Source organism: Sphaerisporangium sp. NPDC005289 (assembly GCF_040607455.1).
GTDB classification, from domain to species: Bacteria; Actinomycetota; Actinomycetes; order Streptosporangiales; family Streptosporangiaceae; genus Sphaerisporangium; species Sphaerisporangium rhizosphaerae.
Genome location: NZ_JBEXGS010000026.1, coordinates 103,905 through 122,021, shown reverse-complemented (window position 1 = coordinate 122,021; position 18,117 = coordinate 103,905). Strand labels below are relative to the sequence as shown.

The following is an 18,117-nucleotide window of genomic DNA, read 5'->3' as shown; positions in this document are numbered from 1 at the left end:
CGCCGGGCGACGTTCACCCGGCCTGACAGGAGACCGAGGGCCAGTTCCAGTTGCCGTTGTGCTGGATGGTCAGGCCGAAGTTGTTGCCGCTGCCGTTGGGCCTGGCGGTCATCACCTGGGCGCTGGGGAAGCTCGCGCTGGTGTTCCAGGTGGCGATGACCTTGGCGGGCGAGGGGATGTTCAGCGTGACGGTCCAGTTGCTGGAGCCGGAGACCGCGACGTTGAGGTTGTAGCGGTCACTCCACGACTGGCCCGCCGAGAGGGTGGCGGTGCAGCTGCCGCCGCCGCTGGGCGGAGGGCTGGAGGGCGGAGGGCTGGAGGGGGTGCCGCCTCCGTCGGGCGCGACGGCCCGGCCGGTGGAGGGGGAGATCATGCCGGCGCACAGGTTGCGGCTGCGCAGGTTCGCGGCGATCTGCGAGATCGCCTGGACCGTCGTGGCGTACTGGTCGTGCATGAGGATGATCTGGCCGTTCTGCAACCGGCCGGCGGCCTGGACGATCTGGGCGGTGCTGGCGCCGTTCCAGTCCTGCGAGTCGACGTCCCAGATGATCTCGGTGAGGCCGAGCTGCTGCTCCACCGACTTCAGCGTGCCGTTGGTCTCTCCGTAGGGCGGGCGGAACAGCCGGGGCGCGGTGCCGGTGGCCTGCTGGATGGCCTGCTGGGTCCGCTGCAGCTCCGACTGGATCTGCGAGCTGCTCATCTGGGTCAGGTGCGGGTGGGTGTAGCTGTGGTTGCCGATCCACATTCCGGCGTCCCGCTGGGCCCGGACCAGTCCCTGGTTGTTCTGGGCGTTCTGCCCGATGTTGAAGAACGTGGCGCGCAGGCCGTTGGACTTCAGGGTGTTCAGCAGGTTGTTGGTGTTGTTGGGGTTGGGTCCGTCGTCGTAGGTGAGGCCGACGTAGCCCGCGCTGCAGTCGGCGGCGCTGGCCGAGGACGACAGGCCCACGGCGAAGCTCGCGCCCAGGACGCAGCCGGCGACGGCGATGAGCAGTTTGCGGACACCGGACAGGCGCCCGCGAGTTCCGCCGAGGGGGGCGGCACTGTCGATCATGTCTGTTCCTCCACTGGAACGCTGATCGTCGACATGGCATGTGCGTACGGCGGCCGGCCTGCGCGCCATTCTGCGGACCGCCTCGAAACGTGTCAATGAGATGAAGAAACATTTCAAGCGGCTTAACCGCTTAAGGAGGACATGACCTCATGAAACGCCGATGAAATTCTCGAAAGGTTTCGGCGCCCCGTCACCCTGGTTCGCGGTCAGGCGATGAGGTGGGCCATCGCCTTCTGGATGCGCTTGTCGGAGACGGGGTAAGGAGTGCCGAGGGTCTGGGCGAAGTAGCTGACCCTCAGCTCCTCCAGCATCCAGCGGATATCGGTCACCGCCCGCTCCGAGCGCCGCGCCGGGGGCAGGCGGTCGACGGTCTCCTCGTAGGCCATGCGGATCTCGTCGAGCCTCAGCATGCGCTCGCGGTCGCGGTAGGGGTCGTCGGGCAGCTTCTCCAGCCGCCGCTCGACCGCCCGCAGGTACCGCTGCAGGTCGGGCAGGCGCGTGTAGCCGGTGGCGGTGACGAAGCCGGGGAAGACCAGCGACGACAGGTGCTCCTCGATCTCCTCCAGGATGTCCTGCGGGTCCTTCATGGGCGAGAGCGTCGCGCGGGCCTTCTGCCAGACGGCCAGGATGCGCTCGACCCTCGCCACCACCTCGGCCGTCGTGTCGTGAAGCTCGGCCCGCACGTGGTCGTGCACGCGCGTGAAGGCGGCCGCGTCCCACGCCGGGCCGCCGGCCTCGGCGATGAGCTTGTCGGCCGCGCAGGTGACGCAGTCCTCGAACAGCTCGGCGGCGTCGCGGTGCGGGCTGTGGCTCAGCGCGAGTTTCTGCTGGGTGGTGAGCCCGCGCAGGATGGCCTTGGCCGGCGAGGTGACGTTCAGCAGGACCAGCCGCCGCATGCCCGCCCACATCGCCGCGCGCTGCTCTTCCTCGGTCTCGAAGACGCGGACCGCGACGCTGCTCCCCTCGTCGACCAGCGCCGGGTAGGCCTTGATGCGCCCTTGCTCGAACAGCTTGGGCAGCTCGCCGAAGGTCCAGGAGCGCAGGCCCGTGCGTTCGAGGCTCTCGCCCGCACGCGACAGCGTGGCGCGCAGCTTGGGCGCCAGCCGCCGCTTCAGCGCCGGGAGGTCCTTGTCCTCGGCGACCGTGCGCTTGCGCTCGTCCACGACCCGGTAGGTGACCCGCAGGTGGTCGGGCAGCCGGCTCGGGTCGAAGGCGTCCGGCTGCACCCGCACCCCGGTCAGGGCGAACAGCTCGCGGGCCACGGCCTCCGCCAGCGGCTCGCCGCCCGGCGTCACCCGCTCGAGCACGGCCTTGGCGTAGTTGGGGGCGGGGACGAAGTTGCGCCGGACGACCTTGGGCAGCGAGCGGATCAGCTCGGTGACGAGCTCCTCGCGAAGGCCCGGGATCTGCCAGTCGAACCCGTCGTCCTCGACCTGGTTGAGCACCTGGAGCGGGACGTGGACGGTGACGCCGTCGGCGTCGGCGCCGGGCTCGAACTGGTAGGTGAGCCGCATGCGCTGGCCGCCCTGCCGCCAGGCGTCGGGGTAGGCCTGCTGCAGGTCGCCGGCGTCCGCGCCCTGGTTGATCAGCATCTCTGCTGAGAAGGTCAGCAGGTCGGGCTCGTCCTGCTTCTTCCGCTTCCACCAGCTGTCGAAGTGGGCGGCCGAAACGACGGTCTCGGGCACCCGCTTGTCGTAGAAGTCGAACAGCGTCTCGTCGTCCACCATGATGTCGCGGCGGCGGGCGCGGTTCTCCAGCTCCTCGACCTCCGACAGCAGCCGGCGATTCTCCTTCAGGAAGCGGTGGTGGGTCTCCCAGTCGCCCTCGACCAGGGCGTGGCGGATGAACAGCTCACGCGACAGCTCGGGGTCCACCCGGCCATAGTTGATCTTCCGGTCGACCACGATCGGCACGCCGTACAGCGTGACCTTCTCGTGGGCCATGACCGCGCCCTGGTTCTTCTCCCAGTGCGGCTCGCTGTAGGTGCGCTTGACCAGGTGCTGCGCCAGCGGCTCGACCCACTCGGGCTCGATCTTGGCGACCACCCGCGCCCACAGCCGGGAGGTCTCCACCAGCTCGCCCGCCATCACCCACCGGGGCTGCTTGCGGAACAGCGCCGACCCCGGGAAGATCGCGAACCGGGCGTTGCGGGCGCCGATGTACTCGCGTACCGGGCGCCGCCGCGGCCCCGCCTCGTTCTTGTCGGACTTCTCGACGTCCAGCACGCCGATGTGGGACAGCATGCCGGCCAGCAGCGACACGTGGATCTGGTAGGGGGCGGGGCGCGTGGTGTTCAGCGTGACGCCGAGCCCCTTGGCGACCTGCTTGAGCTGGCTGTAGATGTCCTGCCACTCGCGTACGCGCAGATAGTTGAGGTAGTCGGCCTTGCACATGCGCCGGAACTGGCTGGATGACAGCTCGCGCTGCTGCTCGCGCAGGTGGTCCCAGAGGGTGAGGTAGCTCAGGAAGTCCGACTCCTTGTCGGCGAACCTGGCGTGCTTCTGGTCGGCCTGGGCCTGCTTGTCGGCCGGGCGCTCGCGCGGGTCCTGGATGGACAGCGCCGCGGCGATGACCATGACCTCGGTGGCGCAGCCGTTGCCGTCCGCCGCCAGCACCATGCGCGCGAGCCTCGGGTCGATGGGAAGCTGGGCGAGCTTGCCGCCGATCGCCGTGAGCTTGCGGTGCTCGTCGAAGGCGCCCAGCTCCTGCAGCAGGTTGACGCCGTCCTTCACCTGCCGCTGGTCGGGCGGCTCGACGAACGGGAACGCCGCGATGTCGCCGAGGCCGAGCGAGGTCATCTGCAGGATGACCGAGGCGAGGTTGGTGCGCAGGATCTCGGGGTCGGTGAACTCCGGCCGGCCGAGGAAGTCCTCCTCGTCGTAGAGCCGGATGCACACGCCGTCGGAGGTGCGGCCGCAGCGGCCCTTGCGCTGGTTGGCCGACGCCTGCGAGATCGCCTCGATCGGCAGCCGCTGGACCTTCAGCCGGTGACTGTAACGCGAGACGCGGGCGAAGCCCGGGTCGACCACGTACTTGATGCCCGGGACGGTGAGCGAGGTCTCGGCCACGTTGGTCGCCAGGACGACGCGCCGGCCCCGGTGCGCCTGGAAGACCCGGTGCTGCTCGCCGGCCGACAGCCGCGCGTACAGCGGGAGGACCTCCTCGGGCCGGCCCTTGAGCGCCTCGGCGGTGTCCCTGATCTCGCGCTCGCCGCTGAGGAAGACCAGGATGTCGCCCGGCCCCTCCCGGCACAGCTCGTCCACCGCCTCGACGATGGCCTGCGCCTGGTCCTCCTGGTCCTCGCGGATCGGGCGGTAGCGCACCTCGACGGGATAGGTGCGGCCGGAGACCTCGACGATCGGCGCGTCGCCGAAGTGGCGGGAGAAGCGCTCGGGGTCGATGGTCGCCGAGGTGATGACGACCTTGAGGTCGGGCCGCTTGGGCAGAAGCTGCTTGAGGTAGCCGAGGATGAAGTCGATGTTGAGGCTGCGCTCGTGCGCCTCGTCGATGATCAGCGTGTCGTACCGGGACAGGAGCCGGTCGCGCTGCATCTCGGCGAGCAGGATGCCGTCGGTCATCAGCTTGACCAGCGTGTCGTCGCCGGAGTGGTCGGTGAAGCGCACCTTGTAGCCGACGGCGTCGCCGAGCGGGACGTCGAGTTCCTCGGCGATGCGCTCGGCCACGGTGCGGGCCGCGATGCGGCGCGGCTGGGTGTGACCGATCTGCCCCTTGACGCCCCGCCCGAGCTCCAGGCAGATCTTGGGGATCTGGGTGGTCTTGCCGGAGCCGGTCTCCCCCGCGACGATCACCACCTGGTGGTCGCGGAGCGCCTCCAGGATGTCGTCCTTGCGCCTGCTGACCGGCAGGTTCTCGGGATAGGTGAGAGCGGGCACCAGCGCCCGGCGGGCCGCGACCCGGGCCTCGGCCGCGTCGATCTCGGTGGCCACCTGGTCGGCGATGGAGCGCAGGGCTTTGCCGTCGCGCACGCGGCGTGCGCCGTCGATGCGGCGGCGCAGCCGGATCTCATCGCGCAGCATGAGCGCGGGCAGCCGCTCGCGCAGATCGGTCAGGGGCGATTTCAACGAAGACGTTCCCATGGTCGCTTTCCCGGCCGTCTTGTCGAACGACCGCCACCGGCAAGGATAAGCAACCTTCCCCGGCTCTCCGCCAACGGTTTACCGGCGCCCCGTACCCCGATTTCGCCCTCGCCCTCCCTGACCTGTGCTCTTACACCCTCGCTTCCCCTCGGCGCGCCTTCCGTGAATCCCGCGGCCCCGCCGGCGGCGACCACCTGCCGGCGGGACGCCGGGGTCAGCGGGCGGCGCGCAACAGCTCGCCAGGTGAGTCTTGGGTGTACTTGAGCGCCTTCTCCAGGCACACGATCGCGCCCTGGCGAGGCCGGTTGATGAAGCGCACGTCGTCGGCCAGCGCGCGCATGATCTGCAGCCCCCGTCCGCCCTCGGCCATCGGCGGACGCTCCCCGATCTTGTCCGGGTCGAAGCCACCCCCGGTGTCCAGCACGGTGATCACGAACTTGTCCGCCACGAGCTGCGCGCTGACGGTGTACTCGTCGCCCTCCGTGGCGTGCTTGATGACGTTGGAGCAGGCCTCGGTGAGCATCAGCAGGATGTCGTCCCTGATCTGTTGCTCGACGCCGAGCACCTCGAGCTCGGCCCCGAGGATCTGCCGGGTCACCGACACGCTCGCCGCATCGCGCGGCAAGCGCAATGCGATGGTCACCTCCATGATTTCTCCTTTCCGCCCACGTCACTAAAGGTGCCCCCAGGACAGGGGACAAACGCGGAAACGGAAAGGTGATGCGGTTCGCGCCGCGGTCCGCGTCCGGTCATCCCTGCCCCGCGAACAATCTCCCCAGAGCCGGTCAGAACGATCGCCCGGACCGGCCCGCGCGGGGACCGGGGAGAGGTCCGCGCGGCCGGGGACGCGCGTGCGCGGCTGTGCGGGGCCGCGGCTCCCCCGGGGCCGCGGCTGCGCGCGGGGTGGGTCAGCGGTGCGCGTGCGCGGCGGTATCGGCGGCGAGCGCCGCCCCGATGATGCCCGCCTCGTTGAGCAGCGCCGCCGGCACGATGGGCGTCCCCGGCAGCTCGATCAGGGGCAGCCACTTGTCGGCCTTCTTGCTGACGCCGCCACCGACGATGATCAGCGACGGGGACAGCAGCATCTGGATGTGCTCCAGGTACCTCTGCACCCGTTCGGCCCAGTGCTCCCAGCTCAGGTCGTGCTTCTCCCTGGCGTGGTCGGAGGCGCGGCGCTCGGCCTCGTGGCCGTCGATCTCCAGGTGCCCGAACTCGGTGTTGGGGACCAGCAGCCCGTCCACGATCAGCGCGCTGCCGATGCCGGTGCCGAAGGTGAACATCGCCACCAGCCCCGCCCGGCCGTGCCCGGCCCCGAACCTGGCCTCGGCCAGCCCCGCCGCGTCGGCGTCGTTGAGCACGGTGACGTCCAGGCCGGTCGCGTCGGCGAACAGCCCGCGCGCGTCCAGGCCGATCCAGGAGCGGTCGACGTTGGCCGCCGTCCTGGTCACCCCGTCCAGCACGACCCCGGGGAAGGTCACCCCGACCGGGCCGGTCCAGGCGAAGTGCTCCACGATCTGCCGGACGACGCCGGCGACCTCCTTCGGCGCCGAGGGGCTCGGCGTCGGCACCCGCAGGCGCTCGCGCGACAGCCTCCCGGCCGCCGTGTCGACAGGGGCGCCCTTGATACCCGATCCGCCGATGTCGATTCCCAGCACGTCCATGTCCACTCCTCGTCGAGCCGTCATCGTCTTATTACCGCTATCGTGCGCATGATGCCGTACTTGCTCAGACCGCTGACGATGCTGCTGTTCGCCGCGCTCGCCATGACGTGCCTTCCGGCCGCGGCCGAGCGGGCGTCCGCGGGCGCCCGTGAGGCGCGCACCGTCCCCCATGTCCCGGCCGGCACGACCGCGGGCTACATGGTCTTCGACCGCACGACGCGCGCGACGACGCTCGCCCACAACATCCACGGCCGCTTCCGGTCGGCCTCCGTGGTCAAGATCCTCATCGCGCTGGACCACCTGCAGTCGCGCAGGCCGGGCCAGGCGATTCCCGCCGCCGACCAGCGGCTGCTCCGGGACATGTTGCGCTCCAGCGACGACGACGCGGCCTCGGAGTTGTGGCGGCGCGGCGGCCGGCGGGCGATCATCGACCGCATGGTGCGCCGGCTGGGCCTGCGGGACACCGAAGCGCCGCCCGCCTCCCGGCCGGGCTTCTGGGGCTACACCGCGCTCAGCGCCTCCGACGTCGTGCTGACCTACCGCTACCTGCTCGACCGGGCCGACCCGAAGATCCGCGATCTCATCCTCGGCCACCTGCGGCACGCCACGCGGTGCGCGAGCGACGACTTCGACCAGTACTTCGGCATCCCGCGCGCCGTGCCGCGGCCATGGGCCGTCAAGCAGGGCTGGTCCGGCTACGGCGCCACCCCGGCCGTGCGCTGCTCCGGCGCGCGCTCCACCGCCTCCGCCACCGCGTCCGGGGATGCCCTTCCCCCCATCGCGTCCGGGGATGCCCTTCCCGCCACCGCGTCCGGCAGCGCCTCCCCCGTCGCGGCGCCCGGGAACGCCGTCCCCGACGCGGCGTCCGGGGCCGCCTCGGTGGCCGCTTCCACGGCGGCCGGCGCCACGGCGGCCGCGCCCGCGCGTCCGCCGGTGAACCTCCTCCGGCCGGTGCTGCACACCACCGGGCTGGTCGGCGCGGGCGACCGCCTGATCATCGTGGTGCTCACCCTCCAGCCGGCCGGCGCCTCCTACAGCGGCTCGGCCGCGCGGCTGACCACCCTGGCCAGGCAGGTCTACCTGGCCGGCCGCCCGCGCTGAGGGCCGTCGGTCCAGGTGCCGAGCACGGCGTCGAAGGGCTCGGTGTTCTCGTCGAACCTCCACCGCGCCGAGGTGTCCAGCGGGTCCAGGCGCCCGTGCCGGGGGTCGTCCCTGCCGACCACGAACGGGTCGGTCTGGGCGGGCGCGGCGTAGGCGTCGTCCGGCCGGCGGGAGGCGCCCGACGGGGCCTCGCGCCGGTAGGAGGAGGACCCCTCCCACTGGTGGGAGGACGCCGGCTCGGCCTGGTAGGAGGAGGCGGCCTCCGGCCGGTAGGACGACGGGGACGGGTCGCGCGAGTAGGAGGACGGGCCCGGCTCCAGCGTGTAGGAGGACGGAGCGGCCGGCCATGTGTACGAGGGCGAGCCGGCGTCCGCCGGATACGAGGACGGGGCCGGGGCCGGGGTCCGCGCGTACCCGGACGATCCCGCGTCCCTCGACGAGGACGACGCGGCGGGGTCCCGCGAGTACGAGGCCGAAGCGGCCTCCCGGGTGTACGAGGACGAGGCGGCCTCCCGGGTGTACGAGATCGGAGCGGGGTCCCGCGAGTACGAGGCCGGGGCGGAGTCCCGCGAGTACGCGTCCGAGGCGGAGTCGCGCGAGTACGCGGTCGACGCGGCCTCCCGGCCGTACGAGGACGAGGCGGACTCCCGGGTGTAGGAGGCCGGGGCCGGGTCCCGCGTGTACGGGGCCGAGGCGGAGTCGCGCGAGTACGCGGTCGACGCGGCCTCCCGGGTGTACGCGGTCGACGCGGTGTCCCGCGGGTAGGGGGCCGTGGTCTCGGAGAGGTAGGCGGCCGGGGCGATCGCGGACGGTGTCACGGCCGGCTCGGAGGAGTAGGACGAGTAGGTCAGCGGGTCCTTGGCCGCGGATGCCGGGGCGGCGTAGGCCTGCTGGTAGGAGGACCCCGCGCCGATGGCGGCGGCGGCCCGGCCGTTGCCCACCGAGAACAGGCACGCGTGCAGCCCGTCGATCAGGCGCTGCACGTCCTCGCGGGGCCGCACCGCGAGCCGCAGGAAGTCGCTGCTGGAGCCGAGCTTGTCGCCGCACTCGCGGACCAGCACATTGTGGGTCGACAGCAGGTGCTCGCTGATCGCGCGGCCGTCCTTGCCCTCGGGCAGGCGCACCATCACGAAGTCCGCCTGCGAGGGGTACACCGTCACGCCGGGGAGCGCCGCGAGCCGCTGGGACATCGACCGGCGGTCCTCGGCGAGCGCGCGCAGGCTCTCCCGGTGGTCGCGCAGGTGCTCCCTGAGCAGGAACACCAGCGACTCGGCGCAGGAGTTGAGGTTCCACCGGGGCAGCACGGACCGGATCTTCCCCGCGAGCGCCGGGTTGGCGACCAGGTAGCCGAGGCGGGCGCCGGGCAGTCCGAGCGCCCGGTCCAGGCTCCGCAGCACGATCACGTTGGGCCTGATGGCGGCCTCGCCGGCGACGCCGGGGGCGGCCTCGGCGTCGACGAAGTCGGCCAGGGACTCGTCCACGACGATCAGGTCGAGGTCGGACAGGCCGTCCAGAAGCTCGACGACCCGCGTGCGGGACAGGTGACCGCCGTCGGGGTCGTTGGGGGTGCAGATGACCGCGGCCCGCGACCCGCGCCTGCGGACGAAGCGGGTGTAGGCCTCGGGGTCGAGCGCGAAGCCCTGGTCCTCCTGGAGGGGGAACATGTCGACGCGCTTGCCGGTGCCGAGCGGCTGCTCGGTCCACCGGCCGGGGGCCGGGATGGGCACGGCCAGGCTCTCCTGGACCAGCAGGTGGTCGATCCAGGTGATCAGCTCGCTGGTCCCGTTGCCCATCACGACCGTCTGCGGCTTGAGCCCGAGCACCGCGCAGAGCTCGGCGGCGACGGCGTCGGCGTCGGCCGGGTGGCGGCGCAGGACGGCGGCGGCGTCGCGTTCCAGCCGCTCGCACATCTCGGGGGTGGGGAAGTGCGGGTTGCGGGGGTGGCGGAAGTCCACCGGGGCGCCCTGGGCCCCGGTGGTCCCGCGCTGGTGCGAGAAGGACGACGGGCCGTTCGCCTCCGCGCGCAGCGGGCTGAGATCGGTGGAACCGGCCAACAGGGGTCTCCTCCATGACGGCGTGACGACGGGCGTCCGCGGGCACGACATCCCGAGGTACGCGGCCGGGAGGTCACGGGTTCATCCCCATTCCCGCGCGGCCTCGCCGTCGGCGGGGCCGCGCGGCCCGGCGGGCCACGGGTTCGGCGCAGCCCGCCGAATCACGGGTTCGACGCGGCCCGGCGATCACCGGTTCCGCCGATCACCGGTTCCGCCGATCATCGAGGCGGCCGATCACCGATTCGCCGATCAGCGGGCGACGGTCTCGCCCTCGGCCCGCACCGGGCGCTCCGGGGCGACGGCGTCCGGGGCGTCCCCGCGGGGCTCCGCGGGGCCGTTCCCGTCGCCCGGGCCGTCGCCGTCCCCCGGGCCGTGCGCCTCGCCGGGGCCGTGGTCGTCCACGAAGGTGGCCTCGTCGAACGGGTCGCGTCCGGCCAGCACCTCCGTGGCGCGCTCACGGTCGAAGTCCTGCACCCACGTGCCGATCACCACGGTGGCCACCGCGTTGCCGGCGAAGTTGGTCAGCGCGCGGGCCTCGGACATGAACCGGTCGATGCCCACGATCAGGCCGACGCCGTCGACCAGTTCGGGCCGGTGGGACTGCAGCCCGCCGGCGAGCGTGGCCAGACCGGCCCCGGTGACGCCCGCCGCGCCCTTCGAGGCGATGATCATGAAGACGAGCAGGGAGATCTGCTCGCCGACCGACAGCGGGGCGCCGGTGGCGCTGGCGACGAACAGCGTGGCCATCGTGAGGTAGATGGCGGTGCCGTCGAGGTTGAAGGAGTAGCCGGTCGGCACGGTGATGCCGACGACGGCGCGGCTCACGCCGAGGTGCTCCATCTTGGCGATCAGGCGCGGCAGCGCCGACTCCGAGGAGGAGGTCGACAGGATCAGCAGGAACTCGCGGCCGAGGTAGCGCAGCAGGGTCAGCAGGTTGATCCTGGCGACCAGCCAGAGGATCGCCCCGAGGACGATGCCGACGAACAGCAGGCAGGTGAGGTAGAAGCCGCCCATGAGGATGGCGAGGCTGCGCAGGGCCTCCCACCCGCCCGCGCCGGCCACGGCGGCCATCGCGCCGAACGCGCCGACGGGCGCCGCCCACATGATCATGGCCAGGACGCGGAAGACGAGCCGCTGGACGTGCTCAAGGCCGCGCAGGATCGGCGTGCCGCGCGGGCCCATGCGCTGGAGGGCGAAGCCGGTGAGCAGCGCGACCAGCAGGGTCTGCAGCACCTGGCCGCCGGTGAACGCCGAGACGAACGTGGTCGGGATGATGCCGATCAAAAACGAGACGCTGTCGCCGCTCTCACCGCCCTTGGCCGCCTGCTCCTCGCCCGCCTTGCGCAGGGCGTCGGTGAGCTGGAGCCCCTCGCCGGGGTGCAGCATGTTGCCGACGACCAGGCCGATCACCAGGGCGACGGTCGACATGACCAGGAAGTAGCCGATGGCCAGGCCGCCCACCTTGCCGACCTTGGCCGCCTGGGCGACCGAGCCGACGCCGAGGACGATGGTGCAGAAGATGATCGGGCTGATCATCATTTTGATCAGCGCCACGAAGGCCGTGCCGAGCGGCTTGAGCGCCACGCCCGTCTCGGGCGCGAGAAGTCCGATCAGGACGCCGGCGACCACCGCCACGATGACGGCGAGGTAGAGATAGCGGGTGGGGTCCCGGCGCGCCGGGGGTGAGGCCATGATGGTCACTCGACGCTCCTTGTCTGTTCGTGCGCGTACGTTCGTACGGGTGGATGGGGGGTTCGATCGAGTGACTATGCGCCGAGTCAGTGACCTGGGTCACTATTGCGTACATTTCGTACGTTGCCGCCGTCGCACGGCGACGGCCCGGCGGCGTGCGCGGGCCACCTCGGGACCCGGCGGAGGTGAGGCCGTGACCGCGATCAGCTCCCGGCTGCGAGGCTGGAGCCTGGCGCGGCAGATGCTCGTGCTCCAGATCGTCGTCGTCGGGGTCACCGTGGCGGGCGGCACCGCCTTGGCCCTGCTGCACACCGGCCGGCTGATCGACGAGCAGGCCGCCTCCACCTCCAGGCGGATGGCGATCAGCGTGGCCGACTCCCCCACCGTGCTCGCCGCCCTGGACGACCCCGACCCCTCGGCCGTCCTGCAGCCCTACGCCGAGCGGGTCCGCCGCGAGGCCGGCATGGACTTCATCACGATCATGAGCACCGAGGGCCGCAGGTACAGCCATCCGAACCCGCGGCGGATCGGCGGGCGGTTCCTCGGCACGATCGCGCCCGCGCTGGCCGGGCGCACCTTCACCGAGACCTACACCGGCACGCTCGGCCCCTCGGTGCGGGCCGTCACGCCGGTGCGCGACGCCTCCGGTCGCGTCCGCGCGCTGGTGAGCGCCGGCATCTTCGTCGACAAGATCAGCGCTCAGCTCCGCGAGCAGATCGCGGCGGCGCTGCTGACCGGGGTGGTCGGCCTGTCCGCAGGCACCGCGGGCACCTACCTGGTGGGGGCGCGCCTGCGCCGTCACACGCACGGCTTGCGCTCCTCGGAGCTGAACCGCATGTACGAGCACCACAACGCGATCTTGCACGCGGTGCGCGAGGGGCTGCTGCTCATCGACGGCGAGCGCCGCCTGACGCTGGCCAACGACGGGGCGCGCGAGCTGCTCGGGCTGCCCGCCGACGCCGAGGGGCGGCCGATCGCCGAGCTCGGGCTGCCGCCGTCGCTGGCCGGGTCGCTGGCCTCCGGCGAGGACCGCGCGGACGACATCCACCTGACCGGCGACCGCGTCCTTGTGGTCAGCTCCGCGCAGGTGCGCTCGGGCGCGCGGTCGCTGGGCACGGTGGTGACGCTGCGCGACCACACCGAGCTGCAGGCGCTCACCGGGCAGCTCGACGCCGAGCGCGGCTTCGCCGAGTCGCTGCGCTCGGCCGCGCACGAGGCCGCCAACCGGCTGCACACCGTGGTCACCCTGGTGGAGCTCGGACGCGCCGAGCAGGCCGTCGCGTTCGCCACCGCCGAGCTCAAGACCGCCCAGCAGCTCACCGACCGCGTCGTCGGCGCCGTGCGCGAGCCGGTGCTGGCGGCGCTGCTGCTGGGCAAGACCGCCGAGGCCGCCGAGCGCGGCGTGGAGCTGGCGATCAGCCCGGACAGCGAGCTGGACGACGTCGCGCTCGACGGCCGTGACCTGGTGACCATCCTCGGCAACCTGGTGGACAACGCCGTGGAGGCCGCCATGACCGGCGCCGCCCCGGCCCGCGTGCGCGTTCACCTGCGCGCCGAGGACGGCGCCTTCCTGGTCCAGGTGAGCGACAGCGGGCCGGGCGTGGACGCGGCGGCCGTCGAGGACGTCTTCCGGCGGGGCTGGACCACCAAGGGCGACGGCCGCGGCCTGGGGCTGGCCATGACCGGCCAGGCGGTGCGCCGCCTCGGCGGCACGATCGAGATCGGCAGGGGCGGCGCGGACGGGGACCCGGGCGAGGGCGCCGTGTTCACCGTCCGACTGCCGCTCCCCGCGGTTCCGGGCGGCGCGTCGTGATCTCGGTGCTGATCGTCGAGGACGAGGAGCTCACCGCCGAGGCCAACCGCCTCTACGTCGAGCGGGTGCCCGGGTTCACGGTCGTGGGCGTGGCCCGCTCGGGCGGCGAGGCGCTGCGGTTCCTGCGGCGCCGCCCGGCCGACCTGGTGCTGCTGGACCTGTTCCTGCCCGACATGCACGGGCTGGACGTGTGCAGGACGCTGCGGGCGGCGGGGGTGTTCTGCGACGTCATCGCCGTCACCTCGGCGCGGGACCTGTCGGTGGTGCGCTCGGCGGTGTCGGTCGGGGTCGTGCAGTACCTGCTCAAGCCGTTCACCTTCGCCACGCTGAGCGAGAAGCTGCGGCACTACGCCGCCTTCCGCTCGTCCATGGACGGGGCGGGCGAGGTCAGCGGCCAGAGCGAGGTAGATAGGGCCCTGTCGGCGCTGCGCGGGACGGCGCGCACCGGCCTGCCCAAGGGAATGGCCGAGGCGACGCTGGAGGCGGTGGCGGGCGAGCTGCGCAGGACCCCTGGGGGGATGTCGGCGCAGGCGATGGGCACCGCGATCGGGGTCTCGCGGGTGACGGCCCGCCGCTACCTGGAGCACCTCGTCGGCAACGGCGTCGCGCGCCGGGTGCCCCAGTACGGCGGCCTGGGGCGGCCCGAGCTGCTGTACCAGATCACCTGATCTCAGGGGTGCGGCAGGCCGCGGGAGCGGTCCGCTCAGGACCTCGACGGCGGCCAGGCGTTTGACTGACCTCGTCAGGACCTGGCCAGTTCCTTGCTGATCCCGCTCGGTCCTTCGTACTCCTTGTCGGGAAGCCGGCGCAACGCGTCCATCGCCTGCTCGTCCGCGCCCTTCGACTTGGCGTGCTCGACGAGCTGTTCCTTGCTGGCCGGGTAGTCAACGCCGGACAGGAATTTCTGAACGTGGATGAAGTCCACCTGCGTCATGCTTCCTCCTTTGTCGCGAGGTAGTTCCTGTCCGTCGCGGAGATAGAGAAACCCGACATTCCACGTCGGCAAGCGAGACTGCCCGAATCTTTGCCGTCGAAACCGAATCGCATTCAGCATTGTCCGGCGGCGACGGAGGATGCTTGATACCATCTGTCCGAAATGACCCTATATAGCGCCCAGAAACCGTTCAGGCGCCGTAAACACCCAGCCCCTGACGTCGCCGGAATCACCGCGAACCCCTACTCACCAGTAGGACCGAGCGGCCGGAGGCCCAGGCAGAGGCCGGGCCGAGGGGTGCCGCACCCCGGCAAAGTGTGTCAACCCTCGATTTTTCGCAATGTCATCGACATTGTAGCCTCGGTAAAGATCCACTGGTCAAGGTAGATAACTATGACAGTTATCACGAAAACAATAGTGACACTGGCATATGACGACTATGGGTCCGGTCACTAGGCACGGCTGGGGCTATCCGTAACCCTCCTCTTAGCGCCGAGCAGAACCGAGCGAAGAGAGGGGTGCGGGACGTGATCGACAGGTACGAGATCTATTGCCTCGCCGATCCACTGTTTTACGACACCCTTGACACTCAGCGTACAAAGTATCCCGACTTTCCCATATCGGGCAGAGAGGTGCCGGTCGGCTGGGAGCACCGCGCCACCGACACCTGGCTGCACTACGGGCCCGAGGACCGCTCCCTCCCCCTGCAGGGATGGAAGATCCACGTGTCCGCCTGTCTGGACGACGCCGAGAAGACGCTCGCCGCGATCTGGGACTACTGCGTGGGCCGCCGGCTCAGCTTCAAGTTCCTGCGCGGCCCCCGCGTGGTCATGATGCTCAACTCCAAGTACGCCGAGCGGGGCAGCAGCGGCAAGCTCGCCACCCTCTACCCGGCCGACGAGGCCGAGCTGGAGATCGTGCTCAAGGAGCTGGGCGAGCTGCTGCACGGCGTGCGCGGCCCGTACATCCTCAGCGACCTGCGCTACGGCGAGGGTCCCCTGTACGTGCGCTACGGCGGCTTCGCCGAGCGCTACTGCCTGACCCCCAACCGGGACCGCGTCCTGGCGATCGCCGACGCGGACGGCACCCTGGTGCCCGACCGCCGTGGCCCCTCCTTCTCGCCGCCGTCGTGGGTGACCCTGCCGGACTTCCTCCGGCCGCACCTGGAAGCCCGCAACTCGGTGACGCTCGCCGGCCTGCCGTACGAGATCGAGAAGGTGCTGCACTTCTCCAACGGCGGCGGGGTGTACAAGGCGCGCGACACGCGCACCGACCGCCCGGTCGTCCTGAAGGAGGCCAGGCCGCACGCCGGGCTCGACGCCGCCGGCCGCGACGCGGTCGCCCGCCTGCGCCACGAGGCCGACATCCTGCGGCGCCTGGAAGGGCTCGACGTCGTGCCCGCGCTGCTCGACTACTTCACCCTGGGCGAGCACCACTTCCTGGTCCAGGAGTTCATCGACGGGACGACGCTCAGCCAGGAGTCGGTGCACCGACACCCCCTGACCCGCGCCACGCTCACCCCCGAGGACGCCGCCGAGTACACCGAATGGGCGCTGGACATGCTGGCCCGGGTCGAGCGGGCGGTGACCGCGCTGCACGAGCGCGGGGTCGTCTTCGGCGACCTGCACCCGTTCAACGTGCTGGTCGAGGACGACCGGGTCGTGCTGATCGACTTCGAGGTGGCCGGGCTGGCCGAGAACAACAGCCGGCCGACCCTCGCCCACCCGGGCTTCTGCCCGCCCCCGGACCGGCTCGGCATCGCGGCCGACCAGTACGCGCTGGCGTGCATGCGGCTGAACCTGTTCGCCCCGATGTCCACGGTGCTGATCCCGCTGCAGCGCGCCAAGGTCATCCACCTGGCCGAGCTGGTCGGCGACACCTTCCCGGTGCCGCGCGCCTTCGTCGAGGAGGCCGTGCGCACGATCCTCGGCGGCGACCCGGGCCAGGTCGCGGACCGCGCCTCCGCCGCACCGGAGGCGCCCGCGCCCGCGAACGGGGCCGCCGCGTCGCCCGCGGGGACCGCTCCCGCGCGCACGGCCTCCCCGGCCCACGACCTGGGCGCGATGCGCGAGCTGCCCCTGCCGGGCCGCGCCTCGTGGTCCGCGGTGCGGCAGGCGGCCCACCGCGCCATCCTGGCCTCGGCGACCCCCGGCCGCGCCGACCGGCTGTTCCCCGGCGACGCCGCGCAGTTCCAGCCGGGCGGCGGGCTCAACCTGGCCAACGGCGCCGCCGGCGTGCTGTACGCGCTCGCCCAGACCGGCGCCGGCCGGTTCCCCGAGTACGAGACCTGGCTGCGCGAGCGCGCCATGACGCCACGGCCGGGCACCGGCCTCGGCTTCTACGACGGCCTGCACGGCGTGGCCTACGCCTTCGAGGCGCTCGGCCGCAGGGATGACGCCCTGGAGCTGGTCACCCTGTGCCTGCGCGAGAAGTGGGAGCAGCTCGGCCAGAGCCTGTACGCCGGCCTGTCCGGCATGGGGCTCAACCTGCTGCACCTGGGCGAGGCGACCGGCGACCGCGAGCTGACCGGCGCCGCCCTGCGGATCGCCGACATGGTGGCCGGCCGCCTCGGCGCGGTCGACAGCGTGCCGGAGGTCAGCGGCAGCGGCAACCCGCACGCCGGGCTGATGCGCGGCTCGTCGGGCCCGGCCCTGCTGTTCCTGCGGGCGTACGAGACCACCGGCGACGCCGGGCTGCTGGACCACGCGAACGTCGCGCTGCGGCAGGACCTTCGGCGCTGCACCCACCGCTCCGACGGGCAGCTCCAGGTGCAGCAGGGCTGGCGGACCAACCCCTACCTGGACGAGGGCTCGGCCGGCATCGGCGTGGTGCTGGCCCGGTACCTGGCCCACCGCGAGGACGACGACCTGCGGCAGGCGCTGACCGACATCGGCCCGGTGGCCACCCTGGACTACTACGTGCAGTCGGGGCTGTTCGCCGGGCGGGCCGGCATGATCGCGGCGCTCGCCCTCGGGCTGCGGCCCGGCGTCGGGCGCACATCGCCCGAGGTGAGCGGCCAGATCGCGCGGCTCGGCTGGCACGCCATGCCCTACGGCGGCGGCCTCGCCTTCCCCGGCAACCAGCTCCTGCGGCTGTCGATGGACCTGGCGACCGGCACCGCCGGCGTCCTGCTCGCACTGGGCACCGTGCTGCACGACCGGCCGGTGACCGTGCCTCTGATCTCCCCGTCCGGCGCTCCGGCCGGAGCGGGGCTCCCTGCGACGACCACGGAAGGAGGTGATCGGTAATGGCTCTCCTCGACCTCCAGGAGATGGAGCTCGCCGGCGGCCACGGCGGCGGCGGCAGCAACCTGAGCCTCGTCGGGTGCACCCCCCACGAGAACAGCAGCCTCAGCATCCTCTGCGGCTGATCCCCCAAACCCTCCAAGCACCACGAAAGGGCGTGACTCGCATGGCGCTTCTCGACCTGCAGGACATGGAGATCCCCACCGGCGGTGGCGGTGGCGGCGGCGGCAGCAACCTGAGCCTCGTGGGCTGCACGCCCCACGAGAACAGCAGCCTCAGCATCCTCTGCGGCTGATCCCCCAAACCCTCCAAGCACCACGAAAGGGCGTGACTCGCATGGCGCTTCTCGACCTGCAGGACATGGAGATCCCCGGCGGCCACGGCGGCGGCGGCAGCAACCTGAGCCTCGTGGGGTGCACCCCCCACGAGAACAGCAGCCTCAGCATCCTCTGCGGCTGATATCGGCTGA

The 18,117-nt window shown here is 71.8% G+C and carries 14 protein-coding genes; 7 read left to right on the top strand and 7 right to left on the bottom strand.

What is annotated here, in order from left to right:
• Positions 1 to 13: 13 nt before the first annotated feature.
• The 4 genes from ABZT47_RS33595 to ppgK form a co-directional block, all read right to left on the bottom strand.
• The gene (locus tag ABZT47_RS33595; RefSeq protein ID WP_354851350.1) at positions 14 to 1,051 is read right to left on the bottom strand and encodes a polysaccharide deacetylase family protein; all 1,038 of its coding nucleotides are present in this window, start codon (positions 1,049 to 1,051) and stop codon (positions 14 to 16) included.
• A 206-nt stretch (positions 1,052 to 1,257) separates the two neighbouring features.
• On the bottom strand, positions 1,258 to 5,148 hold the full coding sequence (gene hrpA / locus ABZT47_RS33590) for an ATP-dependent RNA helicase HrpA (RefSeq protein ID WP_354851347.1): 3,891 nt from the start codon (positions 5,146 to 5,148) through the stop codon (positions 1,258 to 1,260).
• A gap of 214 nt (positions 5,149 to 5,362) precedes the next feature.
• The gene (locus ABZT47_RS33585) at positions 5,363 to 5,797 is read right to left on the bottom strand and encodes an ATP-binding protein (RefSeq protein WP_354851343.1); all 435 of its coding nucleotides are present in this window, start codon (positions 5,795 to 5,797) and stop codon (positions 5,363 to 5,365) included.
• Positions 5,798 to 6,056: 259 nt separating this feature from the next.
• The gene (gene ppgK / locus ABZT47_RS33580; protein ID WP_354851340.1) at positions 6,057 to 6,809 is read right to left on the bottom strand and encodes a polyphosphate--glucose phosphotransferase; all 753 of its coding nucleotides are present in this window, start codon (positions 6,807 to 6,809) and stop codon (positions 6,057 to 6,059) included.
• A 51-nt stretch (positions 6,810 to 6,860) separates the two neighbouring features.
• Between ppgK and ABZT47_RS33575 the strand changes: the two genes are divergently transcribed.
• Positions 6,861 to 7,910 carry a hypothetical protein gene (locus tag ABZT47_RS33575; protein WP_354851337.1) on the top strand — a complete coding sequence of 350 codons (1,050 nt, stop codon included), beginning with the start codon at positions 6,861 to 6,863 and terminating at the stop codon, positions 7,908 to 7,910.
• On the opposite strand, the gene ABZT47_RS33570 is transcribed toward ABZT47_RS33575, so the two are convergent.
• Both ABZT47_RS33570 and ABZT47_RS33565 read right to left on the bottom strand, forming a co-directional pair.
• Positions 7,886 to 9,964 (bottom strand): aminotransferase class I/II-fold pyridoxal phosphate-dependent enzyme, encoded by a 2,079-nt coding sequence (locus ABZT47_RS33570; protein ID WP_354851334.1) that lies wholly within the window; start codon positions 9,962 to 9,964, stop codon positions 7,886 to 7,888. The genes ABZT47_RS33575 and ABZT47_RS33570 overlap by 25 nt on opposite strands.
• A gap of 249 nt (positions 9,965 to 10,213) precedes the next feature.
• Positions 10,214 to 11,656, bottom strand: a complete 1,443-nt coding sequence (locus tag ABZT47_RS33565) for a cation:dicarboxylase symporter family transporter (RefSeq protein ID WP_354851394.1) — start codon at positions 11,654 to 11,656, stop codon at positions 10,214 to 10,216.
• Positions 11,657 to 11,849: 193 nt separating this feature from the next.
• On the opposite strand from ABZT47_RS33565, the gene ABZT47_RS33560 reads away from it, so the two are divergent.
• Both ABZT47_RS33560 and ABZT47_RS33555 read left to right on the top strand, forming a co-directional pair.
• Positions 11,850 to 13,469, top strand: coding sequence for a sensor histidine kinase (locus ABZT47_RS33560; protein ID WP_354851331.1), 1,620 nt, complete (start codon positions 11,850 to 11,852; stop codon positions 13,467 to 13,469).
• Positions 13,466 to 14,137 carry a response regulator gene (locus ABZT47_RS33555; RefSeq protein ID WP_354851328.1) on the top strand — a complete coding sequence of 224 codons (672 nt, stop codon included), beginning with the start codon at positions 13,466 to 13,468 and terminating at the stop codon, positions 14,135 to 14,137. Before ABZT47_RS33560 ends, ABZT47_RS33555 begins: the two co-directional genes overlap by 4 nt.
• A 74-nt stretch (positions 14,138 to 14,211) precedes the next feature.
• Here ABZT47_RS33555 and ABZT47_RS33550 read toward each other — a convergent pair whose 3' ends face one another.
• Entirely contained in the window at positions 14,212 to 14,403 is a 192-nt protein-coding gene (locus tag ABZT47_RS33550) for a DUF2795 domain-containing protein (RefSeq protein ID WP_354851325.1), read from the bottom strand.
• 518 nt (positions 14,404 to 14,921) lie between these two features.
• On the opposite strand from ABZT47_RS33550, the gene lanKC reads away from it, so the two are divergent.
• From lanKC to ABZT47_RS33530, 4 genes are read left to right on the top strand one after another with little or no spacing between them, the layout of a single operon-like run.
• A complete protein-coding gene (lanKC, locus tag ABZT47_RS33545) occupies positions 14,922 to 17,651 on the top strand; it encodes a class III lanthionine synthetase LanKC (RefSeq protein ID WP_354851322.1) in 2,730 nt (909 codons plus the stop codon).
• A complete protein-coding gene (locus ABZT47_RS33540; RefSeq protein ID WP_354851318.1) occupies positions 17,651 to 17,773 on the top strand; it encodes a SapB/AmfS family lanthipeptide in 123 nt (40 codons plus the stop codon). The genes lanKC and ABZT47_RS33540 overlap by 1 nt, the downstream gene beginning before the upstream one ends.
• A 41-nt stretch (positions 17,774 to 17,814) precedes the next feature.
• On the top strand, positions 17,815 to 17,943 hold the full coding sequence (locus ABZT47_RS33535; protein ID WP_354851315.1) for a SapB/AmfS family lanthipeptide: 129 nt from the start codon (positions 17,815 to 17,817) through the stop codon (positions 17,941 to 17,943).
• 41 nt (positions 17,944 to 17,984) lie between these two features.
• Positions 17,985 to 18,107 (top strand): SapB/AmfS family lanthipeptide, encoded by a 123-nt coding sequence (locus ABZT47_RS33530; protein WP_354851312.1) that lies wholly within the window; start codon positions 17,985 to 17,987, stop codon positions 18,105 to 18,107.
• The last annotated feature ends 10 nt before the right edge of the window (positions 18,108 to 18,117 follow it).

Excerpts from the sequence above, each read along its gene's own strand:
- ABZT47_RS33595 (WP_354851350.1), bottom strand. The coding sequence starts at position 1,051 with ATGATCGACAGTGCCGCCCCCCTCGGCGGAACTCGCGGGCGCCTGTCC.
- ABZT47_RS33575 (WP_354851337.1), top strand. The coding sequence starts at position 6,861 with ATGCCGTACTTGCTCAGACCGCTGACGATGCTGCTGTTCGCCGCGCTC.
- ppgK (WP_354851340.1), bottom strand. The coding sequence starts at position 6,809 with ATGGACGTGCTGGGAATCGACATCGGCGGATCGGGTATCAAGGGCGCC.
- hrpA (WP_354851347.1), bottom strand. The coding sequence starts at position 5,148 with ATGGGAACGTCTTCGTTGAAATCGCCCCTGACCGATCTGCGCGAGCGG.
- ABZT47_RS33550 (WP_354851325.1), bottom strand. The coding sequence starts at position 14,403 with ATGACGCAGGTGGACTTCATCCACGTTCAGAAATTCCTGTCCGGCGTT.
- ABZT47_RS33535 (WP_354851315.1), top strand. The coding sequence starts at position 17,815 with ATGGCGCTTCTCGACCTGCAGGACATGGAGATCCCCACCGGCGGTGGC.
- ABZT47_RS33540 (WP_354851318.1), top strand. The coding sequence starts at position 17,651 with ATGGCTCTCCTCGACCTCCAGGAGATGGAGCTCGCCGGCGGCCACGGC.
- ABZT47_RS33530 (WP_354851312.1), top strand. The coding sequence starts at position 17,985 with ATGGCGCTTCTCGACCTGCAGGACATGGAGATCCCCGGCGGCCACGGC.
- ABZT47_RS33565 (WP_354851394.1), bottom strand. The coding sequence starts at position 11,656 with ATGGCCTCACCCCCGGCGCGCCGGGACCCCACCCGCTATCTCTACCTC.
- ABZT47_RS33585 (WP_354851343.1), bottom strand. The coding sequence starts at position 5,797 with ATGGAGGTGACCATCGCATTGCGCTTGCCGCGCGATGCGGCGAGCGTG.